This window comes from Streptomyces sp. NBC_00873 (assembly GCF_045207415.1).
Classification (GTDB): domain Bacteria; phylum Actinomycetota; class Actinomycetes; order Streptomycetales; family Streptomycetaceae; genus Streptomyces.
Genome location: NZ_CP108803.1, coordinates 3,788,222 through 3,800,619, shown reverse-complemented (window position 1 = coordinate 3,800,619; position 12,398 = coordinate 3,788,222). Strand labels below are relative to the sequence as shown.

12 protein-coding genes and 1 pseudogene are annotated in these 12,398 nt (G+C 70.7%); 10 read left to right on the top strand and 3 right to left on the bottom strand.

Features of this window, described 5'->3' with window-relative positions; all coding sequences use genetic code 11:
• Positions 1-299 precede the first annotated feature (299 nt).
• Both purN and purH read left to right on the top strand, forming a co-directional pair.
• Positions 300-956: a phosphoribosylglycinamide formyltransferase gene (gene purN / locus OH809_RS17160; protein ID WP_406421562.1), complete on the top strand. Its 657-nt coding sequence runs from the start codon at positions 300-302 to the stop codon at positions 954-956.
• Positions 943-2,496, top strand: a complete 1,554-nt coding sequence (gene purH, locus OH809_RS17155; RefSeq protein ID WP_406421563.1) for a bifunctional phosphoribosylaminoimidazolecarboxamide formyltransferase/IMP cyclohydrolase — start codon at positions 943-945, stop codon at positions 2,494-2,496. The genes purN and purH overlap by 14 nt, the downstream gene beginning before the upstream one ends.
• 113 nt (positions 2,497-2,609) lie before the next feature.
• On the opposite strand, the gene OH809_RS17150 is transcribed toward purH, so the two are convergent.
• Positions 2,610-3,386, bottom strand: a complete 777-nt coding sequence (locus OH809_RS17150; RefSeq protein WP_406421564.1) for an RDD family protein — start codon at positions 3,384-3,386, stop codon at positions 2,610-2,612.
• 228 nt (positions 3,387-3,614) lie between these two features.
• Between OH809_RS17150 and OH809_RS17145 the strand changes: the two genes are divergently transcribed.
• The 7 genes and pseudogenes from OH809_RS17145 (at position 3,615) to OH809_RS17115 (ending at position 9,640) form a co-directional block, all read left to right on the top strand.
• Entirely contained in the window at positions 3,615-4,493 is an 879-nt protein-coding gene (locus OH809_RS17145; protein ID WP_406421565.1) for a bifunctional methylenetetrahydrofolate dehydrogenase/methenyltetrahydrofolate cyclohydrolase, read from the top strand.
• 31 nt (positions 4,494-4,524) lie between these two features.
• On the top strand, positions 4,525-5,385 hold the full coding sequence (locus OH809_RS17140) for a DUF3017 domain-containing protein (RefSeq protein ID WP_406515296.1): 861 nt from the start codon (positions 4,525-4,527) through the stop codon (positions 5,383-5,385).
• A 172-nt stretch (positions 5,386-5,557) separates the two neighbouring features.
• A complete protein-coding gene (locus OH809_RS17135; RefSeq protein ID WP_406515295.1) occupies positions 5,558-6,778 on the top strand; it encodes an NADP-dependent isocitrate dehydrogenase in 1,221 nt (406 codons plus the stop codon).
• Between the two features lie 459 nt (positions 6,779-7,237).
• Positions 7,238-7,998 (top strand): annotated as a pseudogene (locus tag OH809_RS17130) (helix-turn-helix domain-containing protein).
• A 182-nt stretch (positions 7,999-8,180) separates the two neighbouring features.
• Positions 8,181-9,170, top strand: coding sequence for a malate dehydrogenase (locus tag OH809_RS17125; protein ID WP_406421568.1), 990 nt, complete (start codon positions 8,181-8,183; stop codon positions 9,168-9,170).
• 163 nt (positions 9,171-9,333) lie between these two features.
• Positions 9,334-9,531 (top strand): hypothetical protein, encoded by a 198-nt coding sequence (locus tag OH809_RS17120; protein WP_406515294.1) that lies wholly within the window; start codon positions 9,334-9,336, stop codon positions 9,529-9,531.
• Positions 9,515-9,640: a hypothetical protein gene (locus OH809_RS17115; RefSeq protein ID WP_406421570.1), complete on the top strand. Its 126-nt coding sequence runs from the start codon at positions 9,515-9,517 to the stop codon at positions 9,638-9,640. The genes OH809_RS17120 and OH809_RS17115 overlap by 17 nt, the downstream gene beginning before the upstream one ends.
• Here OH809_RS17115 and OH809_RS17110 read toward each other — a convergent pair.
• Positions 9,637-10,365, bottom strand: coding sequence for an isocitrate lyase/phosphoenolpyruvate mutase family protein (locus OH809_RS17110; RefSeq protein WP_406421571.1), 729 nt, complete (start codon positions 10,363-10,365; stop codon positions 9,637-9,639). The two genes, OH809_RS17115 and OH809_RS17110, sit on opposite strands and share 4 nt — an antisense overlap.
• A gap of 64 nt (positions 10,366-10,429) precedes the next feature.
• On the bottom strand, positions 10,430-10,942 hold the full coding sequence (locus OH809_RS17105; protein ID WP_406421572.1) for a carboxymuconolactone decarboxylase family protein: 513 nt from the start codon (positions 10,940-10,942) through the stop codon (positions 10,430-10,432).
• 47 nt (positions 10,943-10,989) lie between these two features.
• Between OH809_RS17105 and OH809_RS17100 the strand changes: the two genes are divergently transcribed.
• Positions 10,990-12,393, top strand: coding sequence for a PLP-dependent aminotransferase family protein (locus OH809_RS17100; RefSeq protein ID WP_406421573.1), 1,404 nt, complete (start codon positions 10,990-10,992; stop codon positions 12,391-12,393).
• Positions 12,394-12,398: the final 5 nt, after the last annotated feature.

The window sequence follows — 12,398 nt, the reverse complement described above, 5'->3', positions numbered from 1 at the left end:
CTCGTCATTTCCGCCCTGCGGACGGTTCGCTGTCCCCTGACGCTACCTCCCGGCCGTCAGGGGCCGAAAGCTGGGAGGCGGCGGTGGCCCGCGCCTTCCGTCCGGACCCCCCTCCTCTCTTCGATCCGGCCCCTCACCCCCGTCCCGTGGGGGTCCCCGATGTGCCGGTATCGTTGCTGACGGTCGACTCCTTCGTAGAGTTCCCCGTATGGAGGGGGGCGATTCTTTCGTACGACCGTACAAATAGCGTCGCTCTGCTTCACCACGCGAGGCTTCACCACGCGAGAAAGGGCCCAGCCGTGGCCTCCCCGCCCTCCTCCGCCGCCCCGGCCCGCCTGGTCGTGCTGGTCTCCGGCTCGGGTACGAACCTCCAAGCCCTGCTCGACGCGATCGATGACGACCCTGCGGGCTTCGGCGCCCAGGTCGTCGCGGTCGGCGCCGACCGCGACGACATCGTCGGTCTGGAACGGGCGGAGCGCGCGGGGCTGCCGACCTTCGTCTGCAAGGTCAAGGACTACGCCACCCGCGAGGAGTGGGACGCGGCGCTCGCCGCGGCCACCGCAGCGCACCGCCCGGACCTCGTGGTGTCCGCGGGCTTCATGAAGATCGTGGGCAAGCGGTTCCTCGCCGAGTTCGGCGGCCGGTTCGTCAACACCCACCCCGCCCTGCTCCCCAGCTTTCCCGGTGCCCACGGAGTGCGTGACGCCCTCGCGTACGGTGCGAAGGTCACCGGGTGCACCGTCCACTTCGTCGACGACGGTGTCGACACCGGTCCGATCATCGCGCAGGGCGTGGTCGAAGTGACCGAAGAGGACACGCCGGAGGGCGAAGCCGCTCTCCATGAACGCATCAAGGAAGTCGAGCGCAAGCTGCTCGTCGAGGTCGTGGGGCGGCTCGCCCGTAACGGCTATCGCATTGAGGGACGAAAGGTTCATCTCGGTCATGTCGGTGAATAAGCCCATCCGCCGCGCCCTGGTCAGTGTCTACGACAAGACGGGGCTCGAAGACCTCGCCCGCGGTCTTCACGAGGCGGGCGTCGAGCTCGTCTCCACCGGTTCGACCGCCGGGAAGATCGCCGCTGCCGGTGTGCCGGTCACCAAGGTGGAGGAGCTCACCGGCTTCCCCGAGTGCCTCGACGGCCGCGTGAAGACGCTGCACCCGCGCGTCCACGCCGGCATCCTCGCCGACCTGCGCCTGGACGCCCACCGCGAGCAGCTCGCCGAGCTGGGTGTCGAGCCCTTCGACCTCGTCGTCGTCAACCTGTACCCGTTCAAGGAGACCGTCGCCTCCGGCGCCTCCGCCGACGAGTGCGTGGAGCAGATCGACATCGGCGGCCCGTCGATGGTCCGCGCCGCCGCCAAGAACCACCCGTCCGTGGCCGTCGTCACCAGCCCCGAGCGGTACGCCGACGTCCTCGCCGCGGTCAAGGCGGGCGGCTTCGACCTGACCACCCGCAAGCGGCTCGCCGCCGAGGCGTTCCAGCACACCGCCGCGTACGACGTGGCCGTCGCCTCCTGGTTCGCGGACGACTACGCCGCCGCCGACGACTCGGGCTTCCCCGACTTCTTCGGTGCGACGTACGAGCGCAGCAACGTCCTGCGGTACGGCGAGAACCCGCACCAGCCCGCCGCGCTGTACACCTCCGGCACCGGTGGCCTGGCCGAGGCGGAGCAGCTGCACGGCAAGGAGATGTCGTACAACAACTACACGGACACGGACGCCGCGCGCCGTGCCGCGTACGACCACGCCGAGCCGTGCGTCGCGATCATCAAGCACGCCAACCCGTGCGGCATCGCGATCGCCGACGACATCGCCGAGGCGCACCGCAACGCGCACGCCTGCGACCCGCTGTCGGCGTTCGGCGGGGTCATCGCCACCAACCGTCCGGTGACCGTCGCCATGGCCGAGCAGGTCGCGGAGATCTTCACCGAGGTCATCGTCGCCCCGGCGTACGAGGACGGCGCGGTCGAGATTCTTGCCCGCAAGAAGAACATCCGTGTGCTGCGCTGCCCCGACGCCCCGAGCTCCGCGGTCGAGCTCAAGCCGATCGACGGCGGCGCGCTGCTCCAGGTCACCGACCGGCTCCAGGCCGACGGCGACAACCCGGCCAACTGGACCCTCGCCACCGGTGAGGCGCTCCCCGAGGACGAGCTCGCCGAGCTCGCCTTCGCGTGGAAGGCCTGCCGCGCGGTCAAGTCCAACGCGATCCTGCTTGCCAAGGGTGGCGCCTCGGTCGGCGTCGGCATGGGCCAGGTCAACCGCGTCGACTCCGCGAAGCTCGCCGTCGAGCGGGCGGGTGAGGAGCGGGCGCGCGGCGCGTACGCCGCTTCGGACGCGTTCTTCCCGTTCCCGGACGGCCTGGAGATCCTGACCGCGGCCGGCATCAAGGCCGTGGCCCAGCCCGGCGGTTCGGTCCGTGACGAGCTGGTCGTCGAGGCCGCGAAGAAGGCGGGCGTGACGATGTACTTCACGGGTACGCGGCACTTCTTCCACTGATACGAGTTGCACCCGGGCAGCCCGGGTAAGACGGAAGGCCGCCAATTCCCCGGAACGAGTGGGGAATTGGCGGCCTTCGCGAGGCGGCGAGGGTGGTTACACCTTCAGCATGCTCACTTCGTCTTGATGACGATCGTGCTGCCGGCGCGGTCGTGCCAGCCCTGGAGCTTGCCCGAGTTGTCGAAGAAGGGGGAGAGGTAGACCAGCAGCGTGCCGAGACCGCAGAAGAGCGAGCCGACCATCGGGATGATCCAGCGGATGAAGCCCGCACCCAGACCGGGGGCCTGGCCGGTGCTCTCCTTGACGACCTTGACGTTGAGGACCATCTTGCCGAGCGTGGCGCCCCAGATGGAGACCATCAGCCATTCGTAGAGCAGCGCGATCAGCGCGAACACGGCGATGAAGCCGAGGAAGCCCGCGAGGATGCCGACGCTGGCGTCGGCCGCGTCGTTCACGCACTGGTTGTAGGCAGCGGTGCCGTACTCGGTGCTGCTGCAGTCGTCGATGGACTTCGAGGCGCCCACGAGGCTCGCGACGCCGATCGCCGAGAAGATCACGTAGAGGATGCCGTACGCGACGGCGTCCAGTGCGCGCGCGCCCAGGCGACGCCCCATCGTGGCGAGTTCGACGGTGCCGAGGCCCGCGACGTTGATGTAGCCGTTGTTGGCCTGGAGGGTGCCGCCCGGCTGCTGGGGCGGGTAGCCGTAACCGGGCTGGCCCTGCGGGGGCACGCCGGGCTGCTGCGGGTAGCCGTAACCCGGCTGACCCTGCGGCGGGACGCCCTGCGGGGCCTGCTGCGGGTAGCCGTAGCCGGGCTGGCCCTGCGGCGGCTGGCCGGGCTGCTGGCCGTATGGATTGTTCGGGTTCGAGTTCGGGTCGCCGAAGCTCATCTGGGCGTTCCTCCAACGTGCATGCGGGGACGAATGCGGCCGCACGGAGGAAAGAAAAGGCCAGTGGTCCGCCCCCCGGTACTTCTGCGGCACTGCGGCCTTCATCGTTATAAGCGGGACATAAGTTTGTCCAGTCGCTGGTGGTGGATGTTGCTCAAGTGCAACATCGTGTCCACCCTCGGCACCCAGAATTGGTATGCGGGTGGGGTCATCCGCGAGTATGGGGACATGACTGCCCAGATTCTCGATGGCAAGGCCACCGCAGCCGCGATCAAGTCCGATCTGACCGTCCGCGTGGCGGCCCTCAAGGCGCAGGGCATCACCCCTGGCCTGGGAACCCTGCTCGTCGGGGACGACCCGGGCAGCCGGTGGTACGTGAACGGCAAGCACCGCGACTGCGCGCAGGTCGGCATCGGCTCCATCCAGCGCGAACTCCCCGACACCGCCACCCAGGAGGAGATCGAGGACGTCGTACGGGAACTCAACGCGAACCCCGACTGCACGGGTTACATCGTGCAGCTTCCCCTGCCCAAGGGCATCGACACCAACCGGGTCCTGGAACTGATGGATCCGGCCAAGGACGCCGACGGTCTGCACCCGATGAACCTCGGCCGCCTCGTACTGAACGAGACGGGTCCGCTGCCGTGCACCCCGCAGGGCGTCGTCCAGCTGCTCCGCCACCACGGTGTGGAGATCGACGGGGCGCACGTCGTGGTTGTCGGCCGCGGTGTCACCATCGGCCGCTCGATCCCGCTGCTGCTGACCCGTAAGTCCGAGAACGCCACCGTCACCCAGTGCCACACCGGTACGCGTGACCTCTCCGCCCAGCTCAAGCAGGCCGACATCATCGTCGCCGCCGCGGGCGTCCCGCACATCATCAAGCCCGAGGACGTGAAGCCGGGCGCGGCCGTGCTCGACGTCGGCGTCAGCCGGGACGAGCACGGAAAGATCGTCGGCGATGTGCACCCCGGTGTGGCCGAGGTCGCCGCGTGGATCTCCCCGAACCCGGGCGGTGTGGGCCCGATGACCCGCGCCCAGCTGCTCGTCAACGTGGTCGAGGCGGCCGAGCGCGACGCGGCTGCCGCGTCTTCCGGCTCCGCCGGCTGACCTGATGCTGACCTGATCCGGAAGGAACCCCATGGGTGCTGGTACGAGTCCGGCCGATCCGGCCGCCGCGGCGGACCGGGCGATTCCGGCGCCGCCGGGTGAGGGAGTGACTGCGGTGGAGGCGTCCGGCGGGGCGGCAGCGGACGACCGTGCCCGGCCGGCCCGGGGTGCGGACGCGCGGCGGGACGGCGACTCGGGAACCGGGCCGGAGGACGGTTCCGGCGCGGACGCGGGCGCGGCTTCCGGCTCCGATGCGGGCTCGGCTACGGGCTCGGCCCCCGGTTCCGGCGCGGACGCGGCCTCAGGTTTGCGGGACGACGTGGCTCCCGGCGCGGATGCCGGCGGCGACTCCGGCAGCGGTGCGCGCGGCTCCGACGGCGGCGAGCCGGACAGCGGAGCCGAGAGCGGGGGCTCCGACGACAACGGCTCGGACCGGGGCCCGGACGAGGCCGTCTCCGCCCCCGCGCCCGGTGGCGATCCGCACGGCGGCCCGCGCGGATCGCGACGGTTCCCGTCGTTCACCCGGGACACCGCCCGCCCCGAGGGCGGTGGCCGGGCCGCGTCCGGGGACGCGCCCGCCCCGGCCCGTCAGTGGCCGCTGCTGGCCGTGCTCTGCACGGCCGGGACCGGACTGCTGATCGTCGCCCTGAACCCCTTCGCAGAGGCCTTCCGGATCGGCACGATACTGATCGGCGCGGCCCTCATCGGGGGCGCCGTGCTGCGCTGCGTCGTCCCCTCGGTGGGCATGCTCGCGGTCCGTTCCCGCTTCACCGACCTGGTGACGTACGGACTCCTGGGCGTCCTGATCGTGATGCTCGCACTCGTGGCGCAGCCCAAGCCATGGCTCGACCTCCCCTTCCTGGAGCACGCGGTCCGGTTCACGATCCGCTGACACCGCCGCCCGTGCGGCCCCACCGCGGCCCCGTCGCACCCGACAGGTGCGAGGGGGCCGCGGTTCTGTGTTCTGTGCAGAGGGAGAAAACCGCCACCATGTATCTCGATGTCGAGTATCTTGGAATCGAGATACGTCGCCAGTCGAAGCGTGAGAGGAATGTGTCCGCTCCATGGTCAAGATCAAGGTAGCCAGCCCCGTCGTCGAGCTCGACGGTGACGAGATGACCCGCATCATCTGGTCCTTCATCAAGGACAGGCTGATCCTGCCGTACCTCGATATCGAGCTGAAGTACTTCGACCTGGGCATCGAGAACCGGGACGCCACCGACGACCGGGTGACGGTCGACGCCGCCCACGCCATCAAGAGGTACGGCGTCGGCATCAAGTGCGCCACCATCACGCCGGACAGGGAGCGGGTCGAGGAGTTCGGGCTCAAGGCGATGTACCGCTCGCCGAACGCCACCATCCGCAACATCCTCGGCGGCGTCGTCTTCCGCGAGCCGGTCATCATGCAGAACGTGCCGCGGCTCGTCCCGGGCTGGACCAAGCCCGTTGTCGTCGGACGGCACGCCTTCGGTGACCAGTACCACGCCACCGAACTGAACATCCCGGGCCCGGGGACCCTCACCATGACCTACACGCCGAAGGACGGCTCGGATCCCGTCGAGGTCGAGGTCCACGAGTACCCGGGTGCCGGTGTCGCGCTGTCGATGTACAACCACGACGAGGCGATCCGCGACTTCGCGCGTGCCTCGTTCCGCTACGGACTGGCGCGCGCCTACCCCGTGTACATGTCGACGAAGAACACCGTCCTCAAGACGTACGACGGCCGCTTCAAGGACATCTTCCAGGAGGTCTTCGACAGCGAGTTCCGCGCGGACTTCGCGAAGTCGGGTCTCACCTACGAGCACCGCCTGATCGACGACATGGTCGCCTCGGCGCTCAAGTGGGAGGGCGGCTACCTCTGGGCGTGCAAGAACTACGACGGCGACGTCCAGTCCGACGTCGTCGCGCAGGGTTTCGGCTCGCTCGGCCTGATGACCTCGGTCCTGACGTCCCCCGACGGCAGGACCGTCGAGGCGGAGGCCGCGCACGGCTCGGTCACCCGTCACTACCGCCGGCACCAGCGCGGCGAGGCGACGTCGACCAACCCGATTGCTTCGATCTTCGCCTGGACCCGCGGACTCGCCCACCGCGGCAGGCTGGACGGCACGCCGGAGGTGGTCGCGTTCGCCGAAGCGCTGGAGCGGGTCTGCGTCGAGACCGTGGAAGGCGGTCGGATGACGAAGGATCTGGCGCGGCTGATCTCCGCGGACGCCCCGTGGCTGACCACGGAGGAGTTTCTGGACGTGCTCGACGTGAACCTGCAGAAGGAGATCGCGCCGCGCTGACGGCCTCGCGCCGACTGCCCGCACGCCGATCTGTGGTGTCCGTCCCCTCCCCCGAGAAGGGACGGACACCCGAGGCCGGAGCCCACCGGGGCACAGATGTCCCCGGAACGTGGCGAGTTGAGCGGCCTTGCCCCGGCCTGACATCAGCTTTGTCGACGGGGCGTCAGGGATCAAGGGATACCAGGGGCCTGTGGCATGGAAGTGACCATTCCGCCACGGTGTGATCGCTGCGCAACGGTGGCGGTCCGGCGCGGCGGAGCACCACGGAAGGGGGCGCGCGAGGGTGTGCGCCGATCCCCCGAATGCCACCGTGCGCTATTTCTCCCGGAACTGGCAGCCTGCCTCCGGGCATCCTTCTGGGTAGTCCGGAACGGTGGACCGCCGTATCGGGGCAGGGGAACGACAGGGCGACGGAAGAGCGGGGCACGCCAGGCACGTTCGGGGGAACGGAGGGGGACAATGCCTCGTTGGAAGGCATTACCGGATGAACTCGACCCGCAGGTGAGGGAGTTTGCGGTCCAGCTGCGCAGGCTCATCGACCGCGGCGGGCTGAGTGTCGCAGCGGTGGCCGACCGCACGGGCTGCAGCAAGACGTCGTGGGAGCGCTATCTGAACGGGCGGTTGCTCGCGCCCAAGGGGGCGATCGTCGCTCTGGCCGAGGTCACGGGCACCGACCAGGCGCATCTGGCCACCATGTGGGAGTTGGCGGAGCGGGCCTGGAGCCGCTCCGAGATGCGCCACGACCTGACGATGGAAGGCATCCGGGTCGCGCAGGCGCGCGCGGCGCTCGGCGAGTTCGGGCCGGACCCGTTGGGCGACGACAGGAGCCGCCGCTTCGGCGGCCGGACCACCGGCACGGCCGTGGACGAGGGTGAAGGCGCGGGTGCGGGCGGCGGGGGCCGCCTGCCATCCGTACCGATCCAGCGTGGGGACACACCACGGGTGCCGCAGCCGGAGGACCGGCGGTCGGCGGAAGCCTCGTCGAGGTGCGGTACAGCAGGACGTGCGGCGCGGCGTGGGCCCGCATCACCGATGCCGTCCGGGGGGACGCGGTACGGATCACCGCGGGCGGCGCCGCGCGGCAGGACGGCACGGTCGATGCCGACGCGGACGTGTACCCCCCAATGGTCGCAGTGAAGAAGGCCGCCGACGCCAAGGCGTGCGCGACCCTCGCCTCCGGCACGAAGGGGTGCACCACCACCACCACCACCGCCGGGTGAGCGCGGGCGGTGCGCGGTGAGCGGTGAGTGACCGGTTGTGTGCGGTGCCACAGGGGGCCGGGCGGCCGGGAGGTCCCGGGTCGGATAGCCTGATCGCTGGATATCTCTTCACATCAAGATTCAGGGGATATCCAGCACCAGGGGCAGGGACCCCCACCGCCAGCTGTCTAACGGAGATCGCCATGACCCGCACTCCCGTGAATGTCACCGTGACCGGCGCAGCCGGCCAGATCGGCTACGCGCTGCTCTTCCGCATCGCCTCCGGCCACCTGCTCGGCCCGGACGTGCCGGTCAACCTGCGCCTCCTGGAGATCCCGCAGGGGCTGAAGGCCGCCGAGGGCACCGCGATGGAGCTCGACGACTGCGCCTTCCCGCTGCTGCGCAACATCGAGATCACGGACGACGCCAACGTCGGCTTCGCCGGTGCGAACGTCGCCCTGCTCGTCGGCGCCCGCCCGCGCACGAAGGGCATGGAGCGCGGCGACCTGCTCTCCGCCAACGGCGGCATCTTCAAGCCGCAGGGCAAGGCCATCAACGACAACGCCGCGGACGACATCAAGGTCCTCGTCGTCGGCAACCCGGCCAACACCAACGCGCTCATCGCGCAGGCTGCCGCCCCGGACGTACCGGCCGAGCGCTTCACCGCGATGACCCGCCTGGACCACAACCGCGCGATCTCGCAGCTGGCCGCCAAGACCGGTGCCGCCGTCTCCGACATCAAGAAGCTGACGATCTGGGGCAACCACTCGGCGACCCAGTACCCGGACATCTTCCATGCGGAGATCGCCGGCAAGAACGCTGCCGAGATCGTCAACGACGAGGCGTGGCTGGCCGACACCTTCATCCCGACCGTCGCCAAGCGCGGCGCCGCGATCATCGAGGCCCGTGGCGCGTCCTCGGCCGCCTCGGCCGCCAACGCCGCCATCGACCACGTGTACACCTGGGTCAACGGCACCGCCGCCGGCGACTGGACCTCGATGGGTATCCCGTCGGACGGCTCCTACGGTGTGCCCGAGGGCCTCATCTCGTCCTTCCCGGTCACCACGAAGGACGGCAAGTACGAGATCGTCCAGGGCCTGGGCATCAACGAGTTCTCCCGTGCGCGCATCGACGCGTCCGTGCAGGAGCTCACCGAGGAGCGCGACGCGGTCCGCGAGCTCGGCCTGATCTGACCGTCGGATCCGGTCGTTTCCGATCCGATCCCGTACGCCCTTGGCGTACCTCACCGCCCCCGGCAGCCGTTGCTGCCGGGGGCGGCCGCGTATGCGGACCCGTACGCCCCGCCCGGGAACTGATCGCGTCCCGACCCGGGTCTGTGTGGTCATGCGTGCGACGATGATTCTTCCGGCCCTGACCGAGGTGGCCAGCCCCCTCTTCCGGCCCATCGAGTACTCGCTCTTCCCGCCGCTAGGCCTGGCGACCCTCGCCGGCTACCTGGACCCGGACGACGAGGTGACGCTCCTCGACGAACATGTCGAGCGGGTCGACATCGAGGCGCTCGACAGCCCCGACCTGCTTGTCGTCCAGCCGTAACATCACTTCCGCCCGGCGCGGCTACGAGATAGCCGACCACTTCCGCGCACGTGGCGTGCACCTCGCCCGGCTCGCCCCGCTCACGGTGATGCGCCGCCCGACCGGCTAGCCGGCGTGCAGCCGGTCGGCCATCTGCCGCACGGCCGCCATGGCCCGGCGCTGCAGGCCGGGGCCGAAGGTGATGCGCGTGGCGCCCAGCTCGCCGAGCCGGCGCGGGGTCGGGCCGTCCGGCAGCGCCAGCGCGTTGAGCGGGGCCGCGACGGCGGCGGCCAGGCGGGGAAGGGACTCGGGCGGCGCGGCAATCGGGTAGACGCAGTCCGCGCCGGCCGCGGCGTACAGCCGGGCCCGGGCGATCGTCTCCGCCTCCGGGTCCGTGCCGTCCGGGACGCCGCGTACGTACGTATCGACGCGGGCGTTGACGAAGAGGTCCTCGCCCGCCACCGCCCGCACCTCCGCCAGCCGGTCCGCCTGCCGCTGCGGGTCGAGGAGGACGCCGTCCGCAGAGTCCTCCAGATTGCAGCCGACCGCGCCGGTGGCCAGAAGACGCTCCACGAGCTCCTTCGGCGGCAGCCCGTAACCGGCCTCGATGTCCGCCGACACGGGTACGGGGACGGCGCGCACGATCCGGGCGACGGCCGCGAACATCTCGGCGGCGGGCGTCGCCCCGTCCTCGTACCCGAGCGAGGCTGCGACCCCGGCGCTCGGGGTGGCCAGCGCCGGGAAGCCCGCGTCGGCGAAGACACGGGCGCTCGCGGCGTCCCACGGGCCGGGGAGGACCAGCGGGTCGCCGGGGGCGCGGCCGTGGTGCAGTGCGCGGAGAACGGACACAGTCATCGCGGTGCTCCTGGGGGAGGTGAGCTGACGGACCGGGGCGCGGCCCGGACCTGCCGGATCCGGGTCAGTGCTTGCTGTCGCCCGGGGTGTAGTGGCCCGGGACCATCCGGGTGGTCACACCGAACCGGTTCCAGGCGTTGATCACCGTGATGGCGGCGATCAGCTGGGCGAGCTCGGCCTCCTCGAAGTGCTTCGCGGCCTTCTCGTACACCTCGTCCGGCACGAAACCGTCGTTCAGGACCGTCACGGCCTCCGTCAGCTCGATCGCCGCGATCTCCTTCTCCGTGTAGAAGTGCTGCGACTCCTCCCACGCGCTGAGCTGAATGATCCGTTCGACGGACTCGCCCGCCGCGAGCGCGTCCTTGGTGTGCATGTCGAGGCAGAACGCACAGCGGTTCAGCTGCGAGGCGCGGACCTTCACCAGTTCGACGAGGACCGGGTCGAGGCCCTTACGGGACGCGGCGTCCAGCCGGACCATGGCCTTGTAGACATCGGGGGCGAGCTGGGCCCAGTGCAGGCGGGCGCTGCGCTCGGGGGCGTGGTCGGAGCTCGGGTGGGAGTGCTCGTTCGTGGTCACGGGTACAACGCTACGGGGTGGATGGCGCACGGGTATGGTCCATTTCCATGACGGATTCCTGGGCCGCTTTCGGAGCCGACCTGCACATCGACCCGACCGGTGCGGCAGGGCTGCGGGCAGGGCTGATGGACGCGCTGCGAGAGGCCGTCCGGACCGGGCGGCTGGCACCCGGTACCCGGCTGCCGTCCTCCCGTACGCTCGCCGCTGACCTGGGTATCGCCCGGAACACCGTCGCCGACGCCTACGCCGAACTGGTCGCCGAGGGGTGGCTCACCGCCCGGCAGGGCTCCGGTACGAGGGTCGCACAGCGGGCCGAACCGCGCCCGGTGGCCACGACGGCGCCGCGCTCCAGGCCGGTGCGCCGACGGCCCGCGTACAGCCTGATACCCGGCTCGCCGGATCTCTCCACGTTCCCGCGCGCCGGCTGGGTCAAGGCGGCCCGGCGCGCCTTGACCGCCGCGCCCAACGACGCCTTCGGATACGGCGATCCGCGCGGACGCATCGAGCTGCGCACCGTACTGGCCGGCTATCTGGCGCGGGCGCGCGGCGTGTACGCGGACCCGGAGCGGATCGTGATCTGTTCCGGCTTCGTTCATGGCCTGATGCTGATGGGGAAGGTGCTGCGGCAGCGGCGGGTGCGCGAGGTGGCCGTCGAGTCGTACGGACTGGACATGCACTGGAAGCTGCTCGCTGATGCCGGACTGCGCACCCCCTGCCTGCCGCTCGACGGACTCGGCTCCCGGACCGGGGAACTGGCCGGGATGCGCGGGGTGGGCGCGGTCCTGATGACGCCCGCGCACCAGTTCCCCACGGGGGTCCCGCTCCATCCGGACCGGCGGGCCGCGGCGGTCGACTGGGCGCGGGGCACGGGCGGACTGATCCTGGAGGACGACTACGACGGGGAGTTCCGCTACGACCGGCAGCCGGTCGGCGCCCTCCAGGGCCTCGACCCGGAACGGGTCGTCTACCTGGGGACGTCCAGCAAGTCCCTGGCACCCGGTCTGCGGCTGGCCTGGATGGTGCTGCCGCGGGGGCTGGTGGGGGCGGTGGCCGAGGCCAAGGGCCAGGTCGACTGGGTGTCGAGCACGCTGGACCAGCTGACGCTCGCGGACTTCATCGAGTCCGGCGCCTACGACCGCCATGTGCGCTCCATGCGACTGCGCTACCGGCGCCGCCGCGACCAGCTCGTCGCGGCGCTCGCCGAACGTGCTCCCGCGCTCCACGTCAGCGGGATCGCCGCGGGTCTGCACGCTGTGGTCGAACTCCCGGAGGGCACCGAGCGAGCGGTGATCCAGGCTGCCGCCTGGCAGGGCCTGGCACTGGAGGGCCTGGCCGGCTTCCGGCACACCGACGCGGAGGCGGGCAGCGACGCCCTGGTCATCAGCTACGGGGCGCCGACCGACAGCGCCTGGGCAGGAACCCTGGAGGCGCTCTGCCGGGTGCTCCCGTAGCGGTG

Coding starts and splice junctions, on each gene's coding strand:
- OH809_RS17150 (WP_406421564.1), bottom strand. CDS start 3,386: ATGAGCTTCGGCGACCCGAACTCGAACCCGAACAATCCATACGGCCAG.
- OH809_RS17120 (WP_406515294.1), top strand. CDS start 9,334: ATGATTCTTCCGGCCCTGACCGAGGTGGCCAGCCCCCTCTTCCGGCCC.
- purH (WP_406421563.1), top strand. CDS start 943: ATGTCGGTGAATAAGCCCATCCGCCGCGCCCTGGTCAGTGTCTACGAC.
- OH809_RS17110 (WP_406421571.1), bottom strand. CDS start 10,365: ATGACTGTGTCCGTTCTCCGCGCACTGCACCACGGCCGCGCCCCCGGC.
- OH809_RS17145 (WP_406421565.1), top strand. CDS start 3,615: ATGACTGCCCAGATTCTCGATGGCAAGGCCACCGCAGCCGCGATCAAG.
- OH809_RS17135 (WP_406515295.1), top strand. CDS start 5,558: ATGGTCAAGATCAAGGTAGCCAGCCCCGTCGTCGAGCTCGACGGTGAC.
- OH809_RS17125 (WP_406421568.1), top strand. CDS start 8,181: ATGACCCGCACTCCCGTGAATGTCACCGTGACCGGCGCAGCCGGCCAG.
- OH809_RS17140 (WP_406515296.1), top strand. CDS start 4,525: ATGGGTGCTGGTACGAGTCCGGCCGATCCGGCCGCCGCGGCGGACCGG.
- OH809_RS17100 (WP_406421573.1), top strand. CDS start 10,990: ATGACGGATTCCTGGGCCGCTTTCGGAGCCGACCTGCACATCGACCCG.